This window comes from Streptomyces sp. NPDC054757 (genome assembly GCF_053612185.1).
The window spans coordinates 121699-143232 of sequence record NZ_JBSHBW010000001.1; the positions used below are offsets into that span (position 1 = coordinate 121699).

A 21534-nucleotide genomic window follows, 5' to 3' on the forward strand; every position below is an offset into this window, starting at 1 on the left:
GCCGATGTTCCTGAACCGCACCCCCCAGCTCCCCACCCCGGACCAGGCCCTGAAGGGCCGCGGCACCCCGGAATTCGAGCTGCCCGCCCTCCACACGGTCCTGGGCAACCCGCTGTCCGGCCCGTACCCCGCCAAGCTGGAGACCGCCGACTTCGCCCTCGGCTGCTTCTGGGGCGCCGAACGCATCTTCTGGCAGACCGAGGGCGTCTGGACCACGCTCGTCGGCTACCAGGGCGGCTCCACGGTCAACCCGGCGTACGAGGAGGTCTGCTCGGGCCTCACCGGCCACACGGAGGCGGTCCGGGTGGTCTTCGACCCGGAGATCGTCCCGTACACGACGCTGCTCAAGATCTTCTGGGAGTCCCACAACCCGACCCAGGGCTTCCGCCAGGGCAACGACGTGGGCACCCAGTACCGCTCGGCGATCTACACCCACTCCCCGGCCCAGGCAGCCGCCGCGTCCGCGTCCCGCGAGGCGTACCAGCAGGTCCTGACGGGCTCCGGGTACGGCACGATCACCACGGAGATCCAGCCGGCGGACGGGCGGCAGTTCTATCCGGCCGAGCCTTACCACCAGCAGTATTTGGACAAGAACCCGGCGGGGTACTGCGGCATCGGCGGTACGGGCGTCTCCTGCCCGGTGGGTGTGGGCAGGGCCGCGTCCTCGGAGGGATAGGGACAAGGGCCGGTACGGCCGTACGCGTGCCGGGACCCCTGGCCTCCTGGTAGCCCTGGCAAGATCTTCAGGGCGCTCCCGGCGCCGGGGCTCCTTCGTTCACTCCTGTCGCCCCCGACGTTCGACGGCGGCCTTGACCAGGCCGGCGAAGAGCGGGTGCGGCCGGGTGGGGCGGGAGCGCAGTTCCGGGTGGGCCTGGGTGGCGACCAGGTAGGGGTGCACCTCGCGCGGGTACTCGACGTACTCGACGAGCTTGTTGTCCGGGGAGGTGCCCGAGAAGACCAGGCCGGCCTTGGTCTCCAGCTCGGCGCGGTAGGTGTTGTTGACCTCGTAGCGGTGGCGGTGGCGCTCCTCGACGTAGGGCTGGTCCTCGTACGCCTCACGGACGAGCGAGCCCTCGGCGAGCTTCGCCGGGTAGAGGCCGAGCCGCATGGTGCCGCCCAGGTCGCCCGCGCCCTCGACGTAGGCCAGCTGCTCCTCCATCGTGGAGATCACCGGGTGGCCGGTGACCGCGTCGAACTCGGTGGAGTTGGCGTCGGGGATGTCCGCGATGTTCCGCGCCGCTTCGATGACGATGCACTGCAGGCCCAGGCAGAGGCCGAGCAGCGGGATCCGGTTCTCACGGGCGTACTGGATCGCGCCGACCTTTCCGTCCACACCGCGCTCGCCGAAGCCGCCCGGGATACAGATCGCGTCGACGTCGCCGAGCTGCTTCTTCGCGGCGGCCTGGGTCCGGCAGTCGTCGGACGTGACCCACTTGACCTTGACCCGGGCCCGGTTGGCGAAGCCGCCGGCCCGGATGGCCTCGGTGACCGAGAGGTAGGCGTCGGGCAGGTCGATGTACTTGCCGACCAGGGCCACGGTGACCTCGTGGTCGGGGTTGTGGACGCGGTCCAGCAGGTCGTCCCAGACGGTCCAGTCGACATCGCGGAACGGCAGGTCGAGCTTGCGCACGACATAGGCGTCCAGGCCCTCGGTGTGCAGCACCTTCGGGATGTCGTAGATCGACTTGGCGTCGACACAGGCGACCACGGCGTCCTCGTCGACATCGCACATCAACGAGATCTTGCGCTTGATCGCGGTCGGCACCTCACGGTCGGCGCGCAGCACGATGGCGTCCGGCTGGATACCGATGTTGCGCAGGGCCGCGACGGAGTGCTGGGTGGGCTTGGTCTTCAGCTCGCCCGACGGGCCGATGTAGGGCAGCAGCGAGATGTGCACCACGAAGACGTTGTCCCGGCCGACCTCGTGGCGGACCTGGCGGACGGTCTCCAGGAACGGCAGCGACTCGATGTCGCCGACCGTGCCCCCGACCTCGGTGATGACGACGTCGACGTCCTCCGTGGCCATCCGGCGGATGCGGTGCTTGATCTCGTTGGTGATGTGCGGGATGACCTGCACGGTGTCACCGAGGTACTCGCCGCGCCGCTCCTTGGCGATGACCGTGGAGTAGACCTGGCCGGTGGTGACGTTGGCGGAACCGTCGAGATCCACGTCGAGGAAACGCTCGTAGTGGCCGATGTCCAGGTCGGTCTCGGCGCCGTCGTTGGTGACGAACACCTCGCCGTGCTGGAACGGGTTCATCGTGCCCGGGTCGACGTTCAGGTACGGGTCGAGCTTCTGCATCGTGACGCGCAGGCCGCGGGCCTTGAGGAGCGCACCGAGACTGGAGGCGGTCAGCCCCTTGCCGAGCGAGGATGCGACACCCCCGGTGACGAAGATGTGCTTGGTCGGCCGTGTGGACGGATGCGTGGGCACCAGTGAACTCCCGTCTGATGGCGGTTCAGGGCTGGTTGGGAGGGGCGACAAGGATGCCGCTCAGCGCACGTCGTGCGCCGCCTCGGGGCGGACGGCCCGGGAGCCGGTGCGCCGTCGGCCCCGGCGGACGAGCGTGCGCTCGTGCGCGCCGGGGATCGGCGCGATTTCACCGCTGCCGGCTCGTGGATCGACCTGGAAAGCAGCTGTTACGCGCCAGTTGGCGCATTCCAGGATTCCTAAATCATTCACCATAACTGGATCATTACAAGTCCTTGCTCATGATCGGTAGGTGTCTTGCCTGAAGTCGCCATTTAGTGCAGACTTTTAAACCTCCGAGAAAGCTCACAGAACCACGTGCAGCTCGGGGTCCACCGTTCTACCGTGAGGAACGCTCTTGCATGGCGAAAGCGCATCCACCACAGTTCAGGACAGTGTTACCGACAGCTCGTTCCGTCTGGCCGTCGGAAGCTTCTGTACAGGTCTCACCGTCATCAGCGCCATGGGTCCGGACGGGCCCGTCGGATTTACCTGCCAGGCGTTCTCCTCCCTGTCCCTCGATCCGCCGCGGATTCTGATCTGTCCCGGCCGGACGTCCACCACCTGGCCGGTCATCAGGGGCGTGGGCAGGTTCTGCGTGAACGTCCTGGCCGCGGATCAGAGCGACCTGAGCAGGCGTTTCGCCCGCTCTGGCGGCAACAAGTACGCCGGCTTGAGATGGAGCTGTCCGCCCGGTGAGTCCCCGAGACTCGACGGCGCGTGCTCCTGGCTGGAGTGCGCGACCGAGACAGAGTTCGACGCGGGCGACCATTTCGTCGTCGCCGCCCGGGTTCTCGCGCTGAACACGGATGAGGAAAGAAAGCCCTTGCTCTATCACCGTGGCCGATATGCATCGTTGGCCGAAAATGCAGCCGGTACCACGTAACCGTAAAGGCAAAAATTGAGGCAGGAAAAGCGCGCTCAACCCCCGTACGTACACCTATCGCTTTCCCGCCAGATCATCGAAAGTCGGCCACTTGAAAGGGCCTGATCCTTTCTGGCCACCCCCTCCGGCGTCCCCTGATTATGGCGCAATTCAGTCCCGGCGCCGAATCCAGGCGATGCCGCCCCCACGCCCACATGGGCGCCATATGGACGCCCCATGTCTGTCAGGAGAATTTCACATGTCAACCACCCCCCGCCGGTCCGGTCTGCTCACCGGTCTCGACGTCTTCATCGGCGGCCCGATCCAGCACGCGATCCTCCCGGAGGGCTTCGCGGGTGACCTCCAGACCGCCATCACCAGGGCCATCGGGACCGTCCGGGACAACGGCGGCAACATCTTCTCCGCCCATGTGGCGGAGAAGTTCGGTGAGGACACCGCACAGTTCACCCCCGAGCAGGTCTCGGTCCGTGACTTCCGCTGGATGCGCAAGTGCGACGTGTTCGTCCCCGTGCTGCCGGTGCTGCCCGACCTCACCCTGCGCCGCACCGACGGCACCCACGTCGAACTCGGCTGGGCCACCGCGCTGGGCCGCCCCATCGTGCTGGTCACCAAGCAGCCGTTCGTGGACTCCGCCAGCCACCTGCTGAAGGGGCTGCACCGGGTGGGTTCGGTTCAGGTCATCGACTTCGACGAGTTCAACGAGAAGCCCGGCCTGTTGATCGACGCCGTCGTCGCCGCCACCGAGGTGCAGCGGGATGTGCTCGGGCCGGCCGTCGGCATCAGCGTCTGACGGCCCTCGCGGCCAGCCGCTCCTGCGCGCCCGGTGACCCCGGCTCCCGGCCTGCCGGCCGCGCTTCCCCTAGCCGCTCTACCACGGAGGATCACTTGTCCGACGTACGCATTCTGGGACTCACCCTCAAGAACGCCGTCGTTGTCGGGTCCGGTCTGCTCACCGACCAGGAACGCAACATCCGCAAGCTGCTGGCGACCGGTGCAGGCGCCGTCGTCACCAAAACGATCCACCCGAATCCGCCCAAGGATCTCGACGAGCGGATCTTACGACTGCCTTCGGGCATGCTCAACAGCACCACGTACTCCAAGAGGTCCGTCGAGCACTGGCTGACGGTACTGACGTCCTTCGCGGAGGAGCGGTTACCGGTCATCGCATCGGTGCACGCCGACAGTCCGTCCGAGCTCGGTGAGCTGGCCGCGCGGGTGGAGGCCACCGGCTGCCGGGCGCTGGAACTCGGCATCTCCTGCATCAACGAGGGGCCGGGCGGCGAGGACGACAGCCCCGATCGCGTCCACGCCTACACCACGGCCACCCGCTCACACTCGGCACTGCCTCTCTCGGTCAAACTCGCCATCGGCGAGGGCCTGGAGGAGCGGGTCCGCGCCGCCATCGCGGGCGGCGCGGATGCCGTCACCGTCAGCGACACGATCTCCGGTGCCGCTGTCTCGCCCGAAAGCGGTGAACTCGAACTCGGCGGTGTCTTCGGCTACTCGGGCCCCGCCATCAAACCCCTCGTACTCGCAGCCATCTGGCGGCTTCGCCGACATGGTTTCGAACTCCCCGTGCTGGGGTGCGGTGGTGTGAGTTCCGGCCGGGACGTCGCCGACTACCTGAGCGTGGGTGCGAATGTGGCCCAGGTCTACACGGCGCTGCACACCGACATGTACGAGACGCTGGACCGGCTCGTCACCGAGACCGACGCCGTTCTGGGACGCCCGGCGGGGGCGGTCCGGTGACCCGGCGGCCGTTCTCCGCCCTGACCAGCTCCGAAGTGAACCGGTCCGTCCAGGGGCGGACCCTGGTCTGGCCCATCGGCGCCACCGAACAGCACGGCCCTCATCTCCCGCTCAGCGTCGACTCCGATCTCGCCGAGGCGTTCGCGGCCGAGATCGCCGCCGGGCTCGACGCATTCACCCTGCCCCTGCATCAGATCGCCGCCCGCTCGCTCCCGCAGAGCGGCGGCGGGCTCTCCTTCCCCGGGACGCTGTACGTCGGCGGCGACACCCTGATCCGCTACATACGGGAGGTGCTGGAGTCGCTCGTCGCGCTTCCCTTCGAACGTCTGGTCATCGTGAACGGCCACTTCGAGAACGAGCCGTTCCTCTTCGAAGCGATCGACCAGGTACGGGGCCGGGGGCTCCTGGACGGTCCCGAGGTCTACGCGTTCAGCTGGTGGAGCCTGGTGCGGGAATCCTGGATCGCCGCCGAGGTACCCGGATTCCCGGGATGGCACGCGGAGCACGCGGGCCTGACCGAGACCAGCCTGATGCTGCACGTGCGCCCGGAGCTGGTGACCGAGGCACGGCCCGACCACGACAGCCCGCCGCGCAGCGGGGTCTATCTGCACCCCATCGACGTGAAGCAGACCACCAACAACGGGATTCTTTCTTCCACTTCGGGCTCCAGCGCGGAGCTCGGCGAGAAGCTCTTCCGGCACGTGACCGACGAGGCCCTGGCCATGATCCAGCGGGGCGAGGGACTGCTGCTGGCACGCAGCCGCCCGGACCGACGCGGCCGTACGTCCCCCAACGGCCACGAAGAGGACCTGGACCGGGCCGCACCGCCCGCAGCCGCAACGAAGGGACGAGGCGCATGACCCACGGCAACGCACAGCGGGAATCCGACCGGGCGGCGGGGAAGTTCCATCTCGCCTTCATCTTCAACTTCACCCCGGACGACTGGCAGGGCCCGTTCGGGACGGGCGGTTCGCCGTGGGACGGCAAGTTCCACACCGAGGTGGCCCAGGCGCTGGAGCGCGCCTGCTTCGACTACGTCATCGTCGAGGACAAGCTGATGGTCCCGGAGTCCTACGGCGGATCTTCCGAGGCGGCCCTCAAACAGGCGATGGTGGTGCCCAAGCACGACCCCGTGCCGCTGGCCGTGGCCATGGGGCTGTCGACCTCACAGCTGGGCATTGTGTCCACCCTGTCCACGCTGGCGTATCCGCCGTTCATGACGGCGCGGCTCTCCTCGACCCTGGACAGCATGCTGGGCGGCCGGTTCGGCTGGAACATCGTGACCAGCGCCGAGGACCTGGCAGCACAGAATTTCGGCCTCGACAAGCTGCCGTCGCGCGATGTCCGCTACGAGATGGCGGACGAGTACGTCGATGTCGTCAGGCAGCTCTTCGCCTCATGGGACGCCGACGCTGTCGTACTCGACCGCGAGAAGGGCGTGTACGCGGACCACACCAAGGTCCGTCCCATCCACTTCAAGGGCAAGTACTTCCAGGTGCGCGGCCCGCTCAACACCGTGCCCTCGCCGCAGCACCGGCCCGCCTTCGTCCAGGCAGGGGCCTCACCGCGGGGCCGGGCGTTCGCGGCCCGCAACGCGGACTCGATCATCGCCATCGCCAACGGCGTGGACGGCATGAAGCAGTTCCGCGACGATGTCCGGGCCCACGCCAAGGGCCACGGGCGCGACCCGGACGACATCAAGGTCCTGTTCTGTGTCACGCCCGTGCTCGGCGAGACCGAACAGGACGCGCGGGACAAGCACCACCGGATGGTCAACTCGCCCCAGTTCATCCACGACATCCTCGCCGAGACATCCGCGCTCACGGAGATCGACTTCGCGCAGTTCGATCTGGACGAGCCGCTCCCGTACCGGCTGGAGACCAATGGGGAACAGGGCTCACTCGACCAGCTCCAGCAGTGGGGCAGCGGCAAGACGCTGCGCGAGCTGGTCGTCGACGCCGCGGGCGGTCTGGTCTCCTCGATCGAGCTGATCGGAACCCCGGACCAGGTGGCCGAGCGGATGGGCGAGGCGATGGAGGAGGTCGGCGGCGACGGCTTCATGATCACGACACCGGTGCTGCGGCTGAACCGCCGCTACATCGCGGAGGTCACCGACGGGCTCGTGCCGGCGCTCCAGCGCCGGGGGCTCACCCGCTCCGCGTACACACCGGGAAACACCCTCCGGCAGAACCTGCTGGAGTTCTGAGTCCGGTTCCGCGGCCGTGTGCCGTCGTCGTGGCCCGTCGGGATCCGGCCCCCGGGCCACGACGGCGGCACGGCCGTGGGACCCGGGCGCGCCGGCCCCGGGCCGGCCCCTGGCTTGCGCGAGCACGCCGGGCAGGCCACGGGTCGGCAGGAACCGTGGGCCGCGTCCGGCCCTTCCCGGCCACCCGACAACTCACGGAGAATCCATGTCCGTCCACATCCTCGCCCTCGTCGGCAGCCTGCGCTCCGGCTCGTACAACCGTCAGCTGGCCGAGGCCGCCGTCAAGCACGCCCCCGAGGGCGTCGAGGTCACCGTCTACGAGGGCCTGGCCGATGTGCCCTTCTACAACGAGGACATCGACACGGACGAGCGGCGTCCCGCGGCCGCCACCCGACTGCGGGAGAGTGTCACGCGCGCCGACGCGCTCCTGCTCGTCACCCCCGAGTACAACGGCACCGTGCCCGCCGTGCTGAAGAACGCCATCGACTGGCTGTCACGCCCGTACGGAACCAGCACCCTGGCGGGTTCGCCGACTGCCGTCGTCGGCACGGCCCTCGGCCGGTACGGCGGTGCGTGGGCCCATGACGACGCCCGCAGGTCAGCCGGTATCGCCGGTGCCACGGTCCTGGAGGATCCCGGACTCTCGATACCCCGCTCGGCGAGCCGCTTCGCCGGGACGCACCCGGCCGACGACCCCGAAGCGGTCGCACAGCTGCGTCAGGTGCTCAGCGCCCTCGCCGCCGCCGGGGGCTCCGCGTCCTGAGCGCCCCGTGTCAGCACGCTCCGCACGGAGGTTCCGGTACCGGGTGGCGGGCTGCGCGATCGAGGCCACGGGTCCCGTAATCCCAGGCTTCGTGCGCCCGCCAGGGATTACGGGACGGCGCTCAAGGGCTGACGACGGTCAGGTCTGTGTCTTCATCGCGCGAATGGGCCACCGGGAATTCCCCGCCTGAACCTGTCGCCGCGGCCCGGCTGTCCCGGTACCAGCGTCCCCAGGAATCGAGCTGCTCCGCGATGCCGTCAAGGCTGCGTCCGATCTCGGTGAGTGAATACTCGACCTTCGGCGGCACCTGACGGTAAACGGTCCTCGTCACCAGGCCGTCGGTCTCCATTTCACGCAGCTGACGCGTCAGCATGCGCTGGGTGATGCGAGGCATCGCACGCTTCAGATCACTGAACCGCCTTGTCCCAGCCAGGAGTTCCTTCAGAATGGCCAGTTTCCATCGGCCGCCGAGAATTTCCATGGCGCATTCGATCGCGCAGTATTCCGGCGTCTCTTCCGCGCTGTCGCGCACGACTTCACCCCACCACGGTATACATCTTGATACTACGTCACATCGAAGACCGTACTTGTGCCTTGCATTCGTATCCCACGATAGTGCGAGCATGACGAATGGCGATGCCCCCACACATAATCCGGCCGGGCCGGATGTCATCTCCCAGCGGCGCAAATGGCTGGTACTCGCGGTGGTCTCCACCAGCCTCCTCCTGTGCGGAATCGACCTGACGGTCCTGCACGCGGCGGTGCCGAGCATGGCACTGGACCTGCATCCCAGCGCGGTGCAACTCCTCTGGATCGTCGACATCTACTCGCTGACGCTCGCCTCGCTGCTGGTCACCTGCGGAACCCTCGGGGACCGGATCGGACGCAAACGCATGGTGCTCAGCGGTTTCGCCGTGTTCGGGCTCGCCTCGGCCGCCGCCGCGTTCTCCACCTCGACGTCCCAGCTGATCGCCACTCGCGTCGCGTTGGGGATCGGCGCCGCGATGATCATGGCGTCGACCGTGGCCATCATCCGCGTCGTGTTCACCGATGACAGGGAACGGGCCATCGCGATCGGTATCTGGACCTCGGCCCACAGCGTCGGCGCCACCCTCGGCCCGCTGCTCGGCGGCCTGATCACCGAACGCTGGGGCTGGGGTGCGGTCTTCCTGATCAATGTGCCCATCGTGCTGGTCATCCTCGCCGTGGGCGCCCGAGTGGTGCCCGAGTCCCGCAATCCCGCCCCGCGCCACTGGGACATGGCCAGCGTCGTCATGTCGATCGCCGGGCTCGCGGGGGTCGTGTACGCCCTCAAGCAGGCGGGAGAGCACGTGGGCGTCGATCCGCTCATCCTGGCCGCGGCCCTCGTCGGCGGGCTGCTGCTCTTCCTGTTCGTACGACGGCAGCGCCGGCTGGCCGAACCCCTGCTGGACTTCTCGCTCTTCAGCAACCGCCGCTTCTCCACCGCGACGGTGTGTGTGATCGGCTGCTTCGGCAGCTATGTGGCCCTGCTGTTCTTCCTCACTCAATGGTTCCAGCAGGTCGGCGGGTTCTCGCCGGTCCGGGCGGGACTCGCCCTGATGCCCATGGCCGCCGCGAATGCCGTGGGCGCCACGACCGCGCCCTGGGCATCGGCCCGCTGGGGCAACCGCTGGGCCCTGACCGGTTCGCTCGCCCTTTTCGCAGCCGCGGCGGCCGCCCTCGCGCTGACCGGCGACACCGGACACTACGGCAGGCTCGTCCCGCCACTCATCGCCGCCGGGCTCGGCGCGGGAGTGGTCATGACCCTGGGTGCGGACTCCATCATGGCCGCGGCGCAGCCCGAACGCTCGGGGGAGGCCGCCGCCATCCAGGAAACCTCCTTCGAACTCGGCGCCGGCCTCGGTGTGGCCGTCCTGGGCACCGCGCTGACCGCGGCCTACCGCACCGGGCTGCCGATCGTGCCCGGCCTGAGCGCACAGCAGCAGAGCACCGCGCAGGAGTCCTTCGCCTCGGCGGAGGAACTCCTGAAACAACTCCCGTCGACGACCGCGACCCGGCTCACCGCAGCGGCCCGCCACGCCTACGACCACGGCTTCACCACGGTCGCGGGGGCGGCCGCGGTTGTCCTCGTGGTCACCGCGGTGCTGGCCGCTGCCATGCTGCGGCCCGGGACGGCGCGGTGTGAGGAGGAGCCGGCGGAGGCGAAGGCGGCACCGTAGGGCCGGAGCGGGCTCGCGCAGGGCCGGTCACCCCGGAACCGGAGGGCCTCCCCGGCGACGGCGCGCCGGACGAAGGCGGCCGGTGCCCCGGGCCGGCTCAGGCCGGTGCCCCGGCTCCCCCCTGATAGGCGCAACCAGAAGTGGCACTCCGCACGGGCTGCCGCAGACTGCAGACAGAGAGTCAGCGACAAGAAGTCAGCGACAGAGAGTCAGAAGAGCGCAAGAGAGCCAGCCGAAATCCGGCAGGACTCACCGCGGCCGGGCAATCGCTCCGGCCCTTCCTCGTCGCAGTGGAGGCGAGCGTCGTGATACCGATCAGCCGTCCTCGGACCCGTTGGGCCGTCCTGCTGGCCCTGTTCACCGTCGGGGTGGTGGCGCTCGCCGCCTGCTCCTCAGGGTCCGGAGGCGGCGGCAGCGGCGGTACCAGGACCCCGCAGCCCACCAGTACGAGCACGCCGCGGGCCCGGCTGTCGACCACGCCGGGGGACGGGGCCAAGAACGTCGGCATCAACACCGGTGACATCCGGGCCGCCGTGCAGAACGGCACCCTGACATCGGTCACCCTCACGGACCAGAACACCGGCCGGGCCGTCCCCGGCGCGATGGCCGCGTCCAAGGTCTCCTGGCGGCCGGGGAAGGGCCTGGAGCGCGGCACGCCGTACGTGCTGACCGCGAAGGCCAAGGACCCGGGCGGCAAGACGCTGGCGAAGATCTCCCATTTCACCACCGTCTCCGAGAGCAATTCGGTGATCGCCTTCTTCACCCCCGAGCCCGCCGCCAAGGTCGGTGTCGGCATGGAGGTCTCCTTCAACCTGGACAAGCCGGTGAAGAACGAGAAGGCCGTCGAGTCCGCGGTCACCATCACGTCGAGCGGCGGCGAGCAGGCCGTGGGCCACTGGTTCAATCCGCAGCGGCTGGACTTCCGGCCGAAGGAGTACTGGACACCGGGGTCGGTCGTGAAGGTGCGGCTGAAGCTGTCCGGGGTCAAGGTCTCCCCCGGTGTCTACGGCGTGCAGGACAAGACGTTCTCGTTCACCGTGGGGCGGTCGCAGATCTCCACCGTGGACGCGGCCAAGCAGTCGATGACCGTGGTGCGGGACGGCAGCCCGCTCAAGACCGTCCCGGTCTCCAGCGGCTCCCCCGCGCACGGTACGTACAACGGCACGATGGTGATCTCGGAGAAGTACCAGCAGACCAAGATGGACAGCACGACGGTCGGTCTGGGCAGCGAGTACAACATCCCTGACGTGCCGCACGCACAGCGGCTGACCCAGTCCGGGACCTTCATCCACGGCAACTACTGGGCCGCACCTGCCACGTTCGGCGCGCAGGCCACCAGCCACGGCTGCGTCGGTATGCGGGACGCGCAGGGCGGTACGGACACCTCCACCCCGGCCGGCTGGTTCTACGCCAACTCGCTCGTCGGTGACGTGGTGATCGTGAAGAACTCCGCGGGCGGCGGCCAGGTCGCCCCGGACAACGGCATCAACGGCTGGAACCTCCCCTGGGACAAGTGGACGGCCGGGAGCGCGCTGAAGTGACCCAGCCGGAAACCCTGGAGGGTGCCGCCCGCGGCACCCTCTAGGGTTTCCCCGTGGGGATCACAGAGAAGGTCCGGCCGCGCGCCGGGGGAAAGATACGCGCCGCCCTGACTTCCGGCGCGGGTTCCGGGCGGATATCCGGCCGGTGGTGGTTCGTGCCGTTGGTGGCCACCGGCTGCGTCCTTCCGCTGTACGCGGTGTGGGCGGCGGTGCTGGCCACCGGGGGCGGGGATCTGGCGGCCCAGTTCGCCTGGGCCGGTTTCGCCGCACGGCATCCGGCGTCGGCGTACAACCTGTTCTGGTACGGCGGGATCCACACCGCCAGCTACAGCCTCCTGGTGCCGTATCTGATGGCCTGGTGCGGGGCCAGAGCCGTCTCGGTGCTGGCCGGGGTCGGCGGGACCTGGGTGCTCTCGTGCCTCGTCGTGCGCTCCGGCGTACGGTGGCCGCTCGCGCCCGCCCTGCTCGGCGCCCTCGCGCTCTGGTGCAACGTCGCCTCCGGGCGTACCACCTTCGCGGTCGGGGTCGCGGTCGGGCTGCTCGCCGTGCTGTGGCTGGAGCGCCGGGTGGCCGCGCCGGTCTGTGCGGCGCTGGCGACCATGGCGAGCCCGGTCGCCGGACTGTTCCTGGTGGTGCTCGCGGGCGCCCTGCTGCTCGACCGCCGGTGGCGCACGGGGCTCGCTCTGGCGCTGCCGCCGTTCCTGGTGGTCGGTGCGACGACGCTGGTCTTCCCGTTCCAGGGCGAGATGCCGATGGCCGCGGGGAAGCTCTGGATGCCGCTGGCCGCGTGCGCCGCGCTGGGGGCCGCCGCGCGGCACCGGCTCATCCGGTACAGCGCCCTGGTGTACGGGGTCGGCGTCGTCCTGACGTATCTGATCGCCTCTCCGGTCGGGACGAACGTGGAGCGGCTCGTCGGTCTTGCGGGGCCGGTCGTGCTGCTGGTCGCGGTCCTCGCCGAGCACACCCGGGTACGGCGCGTGGTGCTGGTCGCCGCGCTCTGCCTCAACTGCTACTGGCTGGCCGACAAGACCGTCGACGACCTGCGGGTCTCCACCTCGGTGCCCGCCTGGGCCGCCGACACGAAGGGGGTCGTCGGCGCACTGGACGGGCTGCGGGCCGACCGTACCCGGGTCGAGGTGGTGCCCGCCCGCGACCACCGCGAGGCCACCGTGCTCGCCCCGCACGTGAACATGGCCCGCGGCTGGAACCGCCAGCTCGACGTGGAGCGCGGACGGCTCTTCTACGACGGGTCGCTGACCGCGGGCACCTACCGGGCCTGGCTGGACCGGTTCGCGGTCGGGTACGTCGTCCTGCACGACGGGCGCCCGGACGGCCCGGCGGAGGACGAGGCGGCTCTCGTACGGTCGGGGCCGTCGTGGCTCCGGCCGGTCTGGCACGACGCCCACTGGCGGATCTACCGGGTGCACCGTGCGACCCCGCTGGTGGAGCCGCCCGCGCGGGTGGTGAGCGGCGGGGACGCACGGCTGGTGGTGCATGTGCCGCGGCCGGGGACGGTGACGGTACGGATCGCGTACTCGCCCTGGCTGCGGGCGAGCGGCGGCGGTTCTGTGCACCGGAGCGGCGAGTGGACCGCGCTGACGGTGCGGCACGCGGGCGACTACCGGCTCGGCTCCGGATACGGGGGGCTGCTCGGTTGAGCGCGATGACGTGATGCCGGGAAGCCGGGATGCCGGGTGCTGATCGGTTCGGCGGCCCGGTCCGTACCACCGGGTCCCCCCGGCTCTCCCCGGCCGGCGGCCCCCGGCCGCCCCGTGACGTCGGTCACGGAGCAGCCGGTCGCACCGGTCCGGCGGCGCCCCGGGCGGAACCGGTCCGGCAGCGCCTCAGATCGTCGCGGTGTCGATCACGAAGCGGTAGCGCACATCGCTGCTGACCACACGCTCGTACGCCTCGTTGATCTTGTCGGCCCCGATCACCTCGATCTCCGCGCCGAAGCCGTGTTCAGCGCAGAAGTCGAGCATCTCCTGAGTCTCGCGGATACCGCCGATGCCGGAGCCCGCGAGGGTCTTCCGGCCGCCGATGACCGAGAACAGGTTGAGCGAGACGGGCTCCTCGGGGGCGCCGACGTTGACCATGGCGCCGTCGGTCTTGAGCAGGCTCAGATACGAGTCGAGCGGGAGCGGCGCGGAGACCGTGGAGACGATCAGGTCCAGGGTGCCGCGGAGCTCCTCGAAGGTCTTCGGGTCGCTGGTCGCGTAGTAGTGGTCGGCGCCGAGCTTCAGCCCGTCCTCCTGCTTGCGCAGCGACTGGCTCAGTACGGTCACATCGGCGCCCATCGCGTGCGCGATCTTGACACCCATGTGCCCGAGGCCGCCGAGACCGACGATGGCGACCTTCTTGCCGGGGCCCGCGTTCCAGTGGGCGAGCGGCGAGTACGTGGTGATGCCGGCGCAGAGCAGCGGCGCGGCCACGTCGAGCCCGATGCCCTCGGGGATGCGCAGGGTGTAGTTCTCGTCGACGACTATGTGTGTGGAGTAGCCGCCGTAGGTGGGCTCGCCCTGCTTGTCGAGGGCGTTGTACGTGCCGGTGTTGCCCCGGGCGCAGTACTGCTCAAGGCCGGCCTTGCAGTTGTCGCACTCCCGGCAGGAGTCGACCATGCAGCCGACACCGACCCGGTCGCCGACGGCGAACTTGGTGACTCCGGGGCCGACCTCCGCGACGATTCCGGCGATCTCGTGGCCGGGGACCATCGGGAAGATGCCCTCGCCCCAGCCGTTCCGGGCCTGGTGGATGTCGGAATGGCAGATACCGGCGTACTTGATGTCGATCAGTACGTCGTGCTCGCCGACCGGCCGCCGGGGCACGGTGGTGCGCTCCAGCGGGGCCTTCGGGGCGGGGGCGGCGTACGCGGCGACGGTGGTGACAGTCATCCGGAAACGTTCTCCTCAGGAATGGGGGGGTGCGTCCAGCCTGCCGGACGGTGCGGCTTTCGCCCATGCCCGGCCGTCTCCCTGCTGTGCCTACGCCTGCTGTGCGTACTACTGACAGGGTCAGGATGCTGGGCCTACGACCTGTGCCCGGGGCGCGGATACTGGGTGTATGGACCAGCGTGCCGAACTCAGCGAATTCCTCCGTTCCCGCCGGGCCCGCCTCCAGCCGCAGGACGTGGGCCTGCCCGAGCTGGGCAGGCACCGCAGGGTGCCGGGGCTGCGGCGTGAGGAGCTGGCGCAGCTCGCCGGGGTCTCCGTGGCGTACTACACCCGGCTCGAACAGGGGCACGGCAACAACGTCTCCAGCGAGGTCCTCGACTCGGTGGCGCGGGCGCTGCGGCTCTCGGACGCCGAGTCGGCGCACCTGGCGCATCTGGCGGGGCCGAAGCCGCGGAAGAAGCGGGCCGGGGCGGCCAGGCCGCAGCGGATGCGGCCCGAGCTCCAGCATCTGATGGACGCGATGGACGGGGTGCCCGCGTACGTCCTGGGGCGACGGATGGACGTCCTCGGTTCGAACCGGCTGGCGCGGGCGCTGTTCGTCGACTTCACGGCGCTGCCGCCCGAGGAGCGCAATATGGCGCGGATCGTGTTCCTCGACCCGAACTCCCGTGATCTGTTCATCGACTGGGAGTGCGTGGCCTCGGAGCTGGTGAGTTCGCTGCGGCTGTTCGCGGGCTGCTTCCCGGACGATCCGCAGCTCTCGGCGCTGGTGGGTGAGCTGTCGGTGAAGAGCGACGAGTTCCGGGTGCTGTGGGCGGCGCACACCGTGCGGGACAAGAGCTACTGCGTCAAGCGGCTGCACCATCCGCTGGTGGGTGAGCTGACGCTGACGTACGAGACGCTGAACCTCCCCGGCGACCAGGACCAGAGCCTGATCGCCTACCACGCCGAACCGGGCTCGGACTCGTTGGCGGCGCTGCGGCTGCTGGCCGCCTGGGGCATGGAGGAGACACCGCACCTCAGCCGGTAGGCACAGCGCACCTCGGCCGACGGGCCGGGCGGGCGGGACCTGTGGGCCGGGGCGGTGGGCCGGGCCGGTGAGCCGGGGCGTCCGGCCGCGCTCCCGTGCGGCCGACGCACCCCGTACCGCCCCTCCCCCTCCTTGCGGCCACCCCCCGTACGGCCGCTCACCGGGTCGCGGATCCCGCCGCCGGGACCCGGGGCCCGGAAACGGGGGCCGCGCGCCCTACGCTGCCGCGTTCTCGGTGATGGTGACCCTGCCCTTGCGGATGGTCGCAAGCCGGGGTGCCCTGCGGGCGAGCGCCGTGTCGTGGGTGACCATGACGAAGGTCAGCCCGTGCTCCTTCCAGAGCATTTCGAGCACCTCCATGATCTCGTCGCGCATGCCCTCGTCGAGGTTGCCCGTCGGTTCGTCGGCGAGCAGCACCTTGGGGTTCTTGACCAGCGCGCGGGCGATGGCGACCCGCTGCTGCTGGCCCCCGGACATCTCCGACGGAAGGTGTCCGAAGCGCTCGGCGAGACCGACCGAGTCCAGGGCGTCGGCGGCCCGGCTGCGCCGCTCGGACGGCCTGAGGCCGAGCGGGACGAGTGCGGTCTCGACGTTCTCCTGCGCGGTGAGCGTCGGTATCAGGTTGAAGGACTGGAAGACGAAGCCGATGTTCTGTGCGCGCACTTTGGTGAGCTTGGCCTCGCTGAGCTTCCCGAGGTCCACGCCGTCGAGCACGACACTGCCCTCGGTCGGCCGGTCTAGGCCGCCGAGCATCTGCAGCAGGGTGGACTTGCCGCCGCCGGTGGGGCCCTGGATGACCAGCCGGCCGCCGTCCTCGATGGTCAGGTCGACTCCGGCGAGCGCGTCGACGGTCTTCTTGCCGCGCTGGTAGCGCTTGGTGACTCCGCTGAGTTCGTACATGGAACGGTCTCAACTCCTGCTGTGCGGAAGGTGGGTGGGCGGCCGGGCGGTCGGGTTACTCGACACGGCGCAGGGCGTCGGCGGGGCGCAGCCGTGCGGCGCGCCAGCCGCCGAAGCCGCCCGCGATGAGCCCGCCGGCCACGGCGAGGGCGACCGCCAGACCGATGGTGGCGACCGATACGGGCGCGGTGAGCGCGATGTCGAGCGCCTTCGACGCCGCCCGCCTGCCACCGCCGAAGCCCCCTCCCATACCGCCGCCGCCCATACCGCCGCCGAAGCCGCCGCCCCCGAAGCCGCCCCGGCCGCCGCCCGACGAGCCGACCGATGCGGAGAGGGTCGGGCTGATGGCGGTCACGATGTACGCGCCGGCCAGCCCCAGCGCGATCCCGATGACTCCGCCGAGCAGCCCGTTGACCAGGGCCTCGCCGACGACCTGGCGGGTGACCCGGCCGCTCTTCCAGCCGAGCGCCTTGAGGGTGCCGAACTCCCGCACCCGGCGGCTGACGGCCGACGAGGTGAGCAGCCCGGCCACCAGGAAGGCGGCGATCAGGACCGCGATCGACAGCCACTTGCCGACGTTGGTGGCGAGGTTGGACGCGGTGGACAGGGAGCCGGACACGGTGTCCGCGAGATCGGCGGATGTGGTGACCGTGGTGCCGGGGACGTTCTTCTGGATGGCCGACTTGACCCCGGAGATCCGCTGGGAGTCGGTCGCCGCGACGTACACCGTGGTGACCTTGTCCTTGGCACCGGCGAGCGTCTGGGCCTGCTTGAGCGGCAGATAGAGGTTGGCTGCGGCGTCCCCGCTGTCGGGGGTGGCCACGCCCACGATCTTGTAAGCGACCGACTTGACGGTCACCGTGGAGCCCACCTTGAGCTTCTTCTTCTTGGCGTACGAGGCGTCCACGACGGCAACCTTGGCGTCGGTCTCCGTGCTCTTGAAGGTACGTCCGGAGGTGATCTTCGACGAGGTCAGCGGGCCGAGGCCGAGGTGGGCCACGTCCGTGCCGTACACGGTGTACGAGTCGACGTCGAAGTCGGCGCCGCCGCCCTGTACCTCACCCTGCGGGGCTCCGCCGCCGCCTCTGCGCCCGCCGGTGCCGCCGCCGGAGCGCTGCTTGAACTCGCCGCGCTTGAACTGGCCGTCGACCTTGAGCACGTTCAGGCTCAGTCCGCCGACGGCGCCCGAGACGCCGCTCTGCCCGCCGACCTTGCTCACGGTCGCCGACGAGAGGGTCTGGAAGCCCTGCACCATCACCCGGTCGCTGCTCTGCTTGGCGTCGTCGTCGCTGCCCTTGGCGCCGAACTGGAACTTGGGCCGTGCGTTGCCCCCGGTGGTCCCGGCGGGCGCCTCCGCCTTGGTGACGGTCATGTCCGTACCGAGGCCGTACAGCGACTGCAGGACCTTGTCCTGGGCCTGGCCCATCCCGGCGGAGACCGAACTGACGACGATGACCAGCGCAATACCGAGGGCGAGCCCCGAGGCGACGACGAGCGCCGCCTTTCTGCGGCGGCGCAGCTCGCGCCGGAGGTAGGTGAAGAACATGCGGTGAAATTAGGACCCGCCCGTGATGGCGGGATAAGGCCGGCGTGAGAGCCGGATGAGAACGGCCCCCGGGCCGCGGAGAGTTCACGACGACGCGTTCACGGCGCCGCGGTGGCCTCGGCGCGGTGGCCTCGGCGCGGGGGCCTCCCGGTCAGCCCATGCTCTTGGCGCCGTCGAGCGACTCACGGATGATGTCGGCGTGACCGGCGTGCTGGGCGGTCTCGGCGATGATGTGCAGCAGCACCCGGCGCGCCGACCACCGCACGCCGGGCTCGAACCAGGGAGCCTTCGGCAGCGGGTGGGAGGCGTCCAGGTCGGGCAGGGCGGCGACCAGTTCGTCGGTACGGGCGGCCGTGTCGGCGTAGTCGGCCAGCACCCCTGCGAGCGTCTCGCCGGGCAGCATCCGGAACTCGTCGGCCCGCCGGGCGAAGTCGGCCTCGGTCATGGTGGCGAAGTCCCCCATCACCGAGGGGCCCTCCACGATGAAGCCCGCCCACATCCGCTCGGCCGATGTGACGTGCTTGATGAGGCCGCCCAGACACAGCTCGCCCGCCGTGGTCCGCAGTCCGGCCTGCTCGTCGGTGAGTTCACGGGTGGTGAAGCGCAGGAAGTGCCGCTGCTTGGCCAGCGCCTCCAGCAGGTCGGCGCGCTCTCCGGTGACGGTGGTGGTTCCGGCCTGGTCGCGGTGGGCGGGCTCGTTGACAACCATGGTCTCTGCCTTCTGTCGGTTCTGTCGCACTGGGCGAGGAACACGCTAGAGGCCATCTAGGTCAGTCGCTGGCCGCCATACGAGCGCCGTACGAACGCCGTACGGTCCCCCGCGGAACGCACGGGCCGCAGACCGCGAACGGCGGCCCGTCCACCAGGGACGGGCCGCCGTTCGTGCGGGGCGGGGCGGGCTCACGCCCGGCTGGTCGGCAGCCGTCAGGCAGCCGAACCGGCCTTCCACTCCGACCAGTTCATGTTCCAGCCGTTGAGGCCGTTGTCCGGCTGGACCGTCTTGTCGTGGGAGTTCTTCACCACGACCACGTCACCGATGAGCGAGTGGTTGTAGAACCACGCGGCCGAGGTGTTCGGGTCGCCGGCGCCCTTGGTGTCCGAGAGCCCGACACAGCCGTGGCTGGTGTTGGCGGAACCGAAGACGGACTTGGCGCCCCAGTAGTTGCCGTGGATGAAGGTGCCGGAGCTGGACAGCCGCATGGCGTGCGGGACGTCCTTGATGTCGTACTCACCCTTGCCGTCGGCGTTGGTGAAGCCGACCGTGGAGCCGTCCATCCGGGTCTGCTTGTACTTCTCCGAGATCACCATCTGGCCGTTGTACGTGGTGTGCTCGGGGGAGCCGGCCGAGATCGGGATGGTCCTGATCGTCTTGCCGTCCTGGGTGACCTTCATCGTGTGCGACGCGGCGTCCACGACGGAGACCTGGTTGCGGCCGACCTTGAAGCTGACGGTCTTGTCCTGGACACCGGTGACGCCGCTGGCGCCCTCGACCCCGTCCAGGGCCAGCTTCATGGTGACGGTCGACCCTTCCTTCCAGTACTGGTCGGGGCGCAGGTCGAGACGGGTGGAGCTGAACCAGTGGCCGACGACCTGCTGGCCGCTGCTCGACGTCACCTTGACGGCGTCCTCGACGGCCTTCTTGTTGGTGATCGCCTTGTCGAAGTTGATCGAGACCGGCATACCGACGCCGACGGTCGAACCGTCCTCGGGCGTGAAGTTGCCGATGAAGCTGTGCGCGGGCGAGACCGTCGTGAACGAGGAGTTCTCGTGCGCCTGCCGGCCCTTGGCGTCCTTGGCCGTGACAGCGATCTTGTACGTGGTCGAGCGGTCGAGCGCGGTGTCCGGCTTCCAGCTGGCGCCGTCGGCCGAGATGGTGCCCTTGACCGTCTTGCCCGTGCTGCTGGTCATCGTGACCTGGGTGAGCTTGCCCGAGGTGACGGCGACCTTGGCGTCCTTGTTGATGCCCGCGTTGTCGGCGCCGCTCTTGGGCGTGATCGCTATTCGGGCGTCGGAGGTGTCCTTCGCCGCCGCCTCGTCGACCGCGCTCTGCGAGGACTTCTTCGCACCGTCCGGGCCGTCGGCCTTGCTGTCGCCTCCACTGCAGGCCGACAGCACCAGTACGCCGCCGAGCAGAGCGGACGCAGCCATCAGGCTCTTGCGCCGCCTACTTTCCGTCATCACACGCTTCTCCATCGTTGCCGAATACCCCGAAAATCCCCGAGCAGGTCACCTTGAGCGCCGTGACTGTGTGCCCGCACTGCCCTTTAAGAACATCTGTGGCGATGTGTCGGTTCCCCATCCGGTGAAGATGTGGGAAACAACACGTGCGGTCCCGGAAGGCCCCCGCCCCGGAGTGCGGTGCCCGCACTCCGGGATCCCGTGCCGCTCCAAGCCCCCCGCTCCCCGTGACTGCCTTGTCACACAACGGAGTTACGGAGAGGGGGTTACGGAGTCACACCCCCATCGTCGTCCGGCTCATCTTCCTCGTCCAGGTCCCATTCCAGCGAATCGGGGTCGTAGTCGATCTGTTCGCTCGACCACCCGGCCTGGACGAGTTCGACCCCCGGCACCTCGCCGAGCAGGTCGAGCGGGTCCACCAGGTGGGCGACCGCTTCTGCAGCGTCTTCCCTGACGGTGGCCTCGGCATGCGTACGGTCCTCACCGAGCATGCCGGGCTGCGCCCCTTCCGCGTCGTCCGCGATCCGTTCGAGCGCGGCCTCGCAGAGCGCGGGTGCGTCGTGGACCTCCAGCACCAATTCGACCTTGAGACGTACATAGCGGGATGTTTCTTCAGTGGTCATGCGACGGAGCGTAAGGCTCCCGGCCTCCGCGGCTTTCCTGCGACCCGCTGCTTTCACCAGTGCCGCGGCAGGCAAGGTTTGCCCGTCAAGGAGCGGCGTCCGGTGCGTGCTCTCGGCGTGCCGGCCGGAAGTCCTCGTACTGGACGTACTTGGGCTTTCGGCCGGTGCGGCGAGAGTGCGTGCCGGGCGTCGCGACGGGGCAAACCTTGCCTGCCGTGGCACTAGCATCGGCACACCAGCGCCAATTCAGGTTTGCAGCAAGGGAGATCGATCCTGTGTCAGCCCGCCGGCCGCTGTTGACCGCCGCATCGGCGGGGGTCCTGCTCTGCGCCCTGTGGTTCGTCCCCTCGGCACACACCTCGGGCGACCAGCGCTCCGGGGCCCGGGTGCACACAGGCCAGCGGCACACTGCCGCTCTCCCGGCCGCTCCCGGCCGGGCGGACACCACCGGGTACGTGGTCGGCGGCACGCTCTTCCTGGGCCTCGGGGCGGCATCGGTCGTCTACGTGGGGCGCCGTACGCCCACCGGCTGACGGGCCCGCAGGCCATC

Annotated in this window: 20 protein-coding genes; 12 read left to right on the forward strand and 8 right to left on the reverse strand. The window is 69.6% G+C overall.

Annotated features, from left to right (window positions below; all coding sequences use genetic code 11):
- Positions 1 to 4: 4 nt before the first annotated feature.
- Positions 5 to 676 carry a peptide-methionine (S)-S-oxide reductase MsrA gene (gene msrA / locus ACWGKJ_RS00465; protein ID WP_385021054.1) on the forward strand — a complete coding sequence of 224 codons (672 nt, stop codon included), beginning with the start codon at positions 5 to 7 and terminating at the stop codon, positions 674 to 676.
- A 99-nt stretch (positions 677 to 775) separates the two neighbouring features.
- Here msrA and ACWGKJ_RS00470 read toward each other — a convergent pair whose 3' ends face one another.
- Positions 776 to 2434 (reverse strand): CTP synthase, encoded by a 1659-nt coding sequence (locus ACWGKJ_RS00470; protein WP_385021051.1) that lies wholly within the window; start codon positions 2432 to 2434, stop codon positions 776 to 778.
- Between the two features lie 394 nt (positions 2435 to 2828).
- On the opposite strand from ACWGKJ_RS00470, the gene ACWGKJ_RS00475 reads away from it, so the two are divergent.
- The 6 genes from ACWGKJ_RS00475 to ACWGKJ_RS00500 all read left to right on the forward strand — a co-directional run bounded on the left by ACWGKJ_RS00475 (position 2829) and on the right by ACWGKJ_RS00500 (position 8074).
- Positions 2829 to 3356 carry a flavin reductase family protein gene (locus ACWGKJ_RS00475; protein WP_385021048.1) on the forward strand — a complete coding sequence of 176 codons (528 nt, stop codon included), beginning with the start codon at positions 2829 to 2831 and terminating at the stop codon, positions 3354 to 3356.
- Between the two features lie 238 nt (positions 3357 to 3594).
- A complete protein-coding gene (locus ACWGKJ_RS00480) occupies positions 3595 to 4146 on the forward strand; it encodes a nucleoside 2-deoxyribosyltransferase (protein ID WP_385021044.1) in 552 nt (183 codons plus the stop codon).
- A gap of 95 nt (positions 4147 to 4241) precedes the next feature.
- Positions 4242 to 5105 (forward strand): beta/alpha barrel domain-containing protein, encoded by an 864-nt coding sequence (locus ACWGKJ_RS00485; protein WP_385021041.1) that lies wholly within the window; start codon positions 4242 to 4244, stop codon positions 5103 to 5105.
- Positions 5102 to 5965 carry a creatininase family protein gene (locus ACWGKJ_RS00490; RefSeq protein WP_385021036.1) on the forward strand — a complete coding sequence of 288 codons (864 nt, stop codon included), beginning with the start codon at positions 5102 to 5104 and terminating at the stop codon, positions 5963 to 5965. The genes ACWGKJ_RS00485 and ACWGKJ_RS00490 overlap by 4 nt, the downstream gene beginning before the upstream one ends.
- Positions 5962 to 7311 (forward strand): NtaA/DmoA family FMN-dependent monooxygenase, encoded by a 1350-nt coding sequence (locus ACWGKJ_RS00495; protein WP_385021033.1) that lies wholly within the window; start codon positions 5962 to 5964, stop codon positions 7309 to 7311. Before ACWGKJ_RS00490 ends, ACWGKJ_RS00495 begins: the two co-directional genes overlap by 4 nt.
- A 205-nt stretch (positions 7312 to 7516) precedes the next feature.
- Entirely contained in the window at positions 7517 to 8074 is a 558-nt protein-coding gene (locus ACWGKJ_RS00500; RefSeq protein ID WP_385021029.1) for an NADPH-dependent FMN reductase, read from the forward strand.
- Positions 8075 to 8195: 121 nt separating this feature from the next.
- Here the strand turns inward: ACWGKJ_RS00500 and ACWGKJ_RS00505 are convergent, their stop codons facing one another.
- Positions 8196 to 8606: a winged helix-turn-helix transcriptional regulator gene (locus tag ACWGKJ_RS00505; protein ID WP_385021026.1), complete on the reverse strand. Its 411-nt coding sequence runs from the start codon at positions 8604 to 8606 to the stop codon at positions 8196 to 8198.
- Between the two features lie 91 nt (positions 8607 to 8697).
- On the opposite strand from ACWGKJ_RS00505, the gene ACWGKJ_RS00510 reads away from it, so the two are divergent.
- From ACWGKJ_RS00510 to ACWGKJ_RS00520, 3 genes are all read left to right on the forward strand, one after another.
- Complete coding sequence (locus ACWGKJ_RS00510; RefSeq protein WP_385021023.1) at positions 8698 to 10275, forward strand: MFS transporter; 1578 nt, start codon at positions 8698 to 8700, stop codon at positions 10273 to 10275.
- Positions 10276 to 10580: 305 nt separating this feature from the next.
- Positions 10581 to 11816 (forward strand): L,D-transpeptidase, encoded by a 1236-nt coding sequence (locus tag ACWGKJ_RS00515; RefSeq protein ID WP_385021020.1) that lies wholly within the window; start codon positions 10581 to 10583, stop codon positions 11814 to 11816.
- A gap of 155 nt (positions 11817 to 11971) precedes the next feature.
- Positions 11972 to 13474: a hypothetical protein gene (locus ACWGKJ_RS00520; RefSeq protein WP_385021107.1), complete on the forward strand. Its 1503-nt coding sequence runs from the start codon at positions 11972 to 11974 to the stop codon at positions 13472 to 13474.
- Between the two features lie 186 nt (positions 13475 to 13660).
- On the opposite strand, the gene ACWGKJ_RS00525 is transcribed toward ACWGKJ_RS00520, so the two are convergent.
- Complete coding sequence (locus ACWGKJ_RS00525) at positions 13661 to 14707, reverse strand: NAD(P)-dependent alcohol dehydrogenase (protein WP_385021017.1); 1047 nt, start codon at positions 14705 to 14707, stop codon at positions 13661 to 13663.
- A gap of 169 nt (positions 14708 to 14876) precedes the next feature.
- On the opposite strand from ACWGKJ_RS00525, the gene ACWGKJ_RS00530 reads away from it, so the two are divergent.
- Complete coding sequence (locus ACWGKJ_RS00530) at positions 14877 to 15737, forward strand: helix-turn-helix domain-containing protein (RefSeq protein ID WP_385021014.1); 861 nt, start codon at positions 14877 to 14879, stop codon at positions 15735 to 15737.
- A 216-nt stretch (positions 15738 to 15953) separates the two neighbouring features.
- On the opposite strand, the gene ACWGKJ_RS00535 is transcribed toward ACWGKJ_RS00530, so the two are convergent.
- The 5 genes from ACWGKJ_RS00535 to ACWGKJ_RS00555 all read right to left on the reverse strand — a co-directional run bounded on the left by ACWGKJ_RS00535 (position 15954) and on the right by ACWGKJ_RS00555 (position 20984).
- Positions 15954 to 16637 (reverse strand): ABC transporter ATP-binding protein, encoded by a 684-nt coding sequence (locus tag ACWGKJ_RS00535; protein ID WP_385021011.1) that lies wholly within the window; start codon positions 16635 to 16637, stop codon positions 15954 to 15956.
- Positions 16638 to 16692: 55 nt separating this feature from the next.
- Positions 16693 to 18183: an ABC transporter permease gene (locus ACWGKJ_RS00540; protein WP_385021008.1), complete on the reverse strand. Its 1491-nt coding sequence runs from the start codon at positions 18181 to 18183 to the stop codon at positions 16693 to 16695.
- 151 nt (positions 18184 to 18334) lie between these two features.
- A complete protein-coding gene (locus ACWGKJ_RS00545) occupies positions 18335 to 18892 on the reverse strand; it encodes a DinB family protein (protein WP_385021004.1) in 558 nt (185 codons plus the stop codon).
- A 215-nt stretch (positions 18893 to 19107) separates the two neighbouring features.
- Positions 19108 to 20376 carry a L,D-transpeptidase gene (locus ACWGKJ_RS00550; RefSeq protein WP_385021001.1) on the reverse strand — a complete coding sequence of 423 codons (1269 nt, stop codon included), beginning with the start codon at positions 20374 to 20376 and terminating at the stop codon, positions 19108 to 19110.
- Positions 20377 to 20627: 251 nt separating this feature from the next.
- Positions 20628 to 20984: a hypothetical protein gene (locus ACWGKJ_RS00555; RefSeq protein ID WP_385020998.1), complete on the reverse strand. Its 357-nt coding sequence runs from the start codon at positions 20982 to 20984 to the stop codon at positions 20628 to 20630.
- 275 nt (positions 20985 to 21259) lie between these two features.
- On the opposite strand from ACWGKJ_RS00555, the gene ACWGKJ_RS00560 reads away from it, so the two are divergent.
- Positions 21260 to 21517: a hypothetical protein gene (locus ACWGKJ_RS00560; RefSeq protein WP_385020995.1), complete on the forward strand. Its 258-nt coding sequence runs from the start codon at positions 21260 to 21262 to the stop codon at positions 21515 to 21517.
- Positions 21518 to 21534 lie beyond the last annotated feature (17 nt).

Coding starts and splice junctions, on each gene's coding strand:
- msrA (WP_385021054.1), top strand. CDS start 5: ATGTTCCTGAACCGCACCCCCCAGCTCCCCACCCCGGACCAGGCCCTG.
- ACWGKJ_RS00480 (WP_385021044.1), top strand. CDS start 3,595: ATGTCAACCACCCCCCGCCGGTCCGGTCTGCTCACCGGTCTCGACGTC.
- ACWGKJ_RS00495 (WP_385021033.1), top strand. CDS start 5,962: ATGACCCACGGCAACGCACAGCGGGAATCCGACCGGGCGGCGGGGAAG.
- ACWGKJ_RS00500 (WP_385021029.1), top strand. CDS start 7,517: ATGTCCGTCCACATCCTCGCCCTCGTCGGCAGCCTGCGCTCCGGCTCG.
- ACWGKJ_RS00510 (WP_385021023.1), top strand. CDS start 8,698: ATGACGAATGGCGATGCCCCCACACATAATCCGGCCGGGCCGGATGTC.
- ACWGKJ_RS00525 (WP_385021017.1), bottom strand. CDS start 14,707: ATGACTGTCACCACCGTCGCCGCGTACGCCGCCCCCGCCCCGAAGGCC.
- ACWGKJ_RS00530 (WP_385021014.1), top strand. CDS start 14,877: ATGGACCAGCGTGCCGAACTCAGCGAATTCCTCCGTTCCCGCCGGGCC.
- ACWGKJ_RS00535 (WP_385021011.1), bottom strand. CDS start 16,637: ATGTACGAACTCAGCGGAGTCACCAAGCGCTACCAGCGCGGCAAGAAG.
- ACWGKJ_RS00540 (WP_385021008.1), bottom strand. CDS start 18,183: ATGTTCTTCACCTACCTCCGGCGCGAGCTGCGCCGCCGCAGAAAGGCG.
- ACWGKJ_RS00545 (WP_385021004.1), bottom strand. CDS start 18,892: ATGGTTGTCAACGAGCCCGCCCACCGCGACCAGGCCGGAACCACCACC.
- ACWGKJ_RS00550 (WP_385021001.1), bottom strand. CDS start 20,376: ATGGAGAAGCGTGTGATGACGGAAAGTAGGCGGCGCAAGAGCCTGATG.
- ACWGKJ_RS00555 (WP_385020998.1), bottom strand. CDS start 20,984: ATGACCACTGAAGAAACATCCCGCTATGTACGTCTCAAGGTCGAATTG.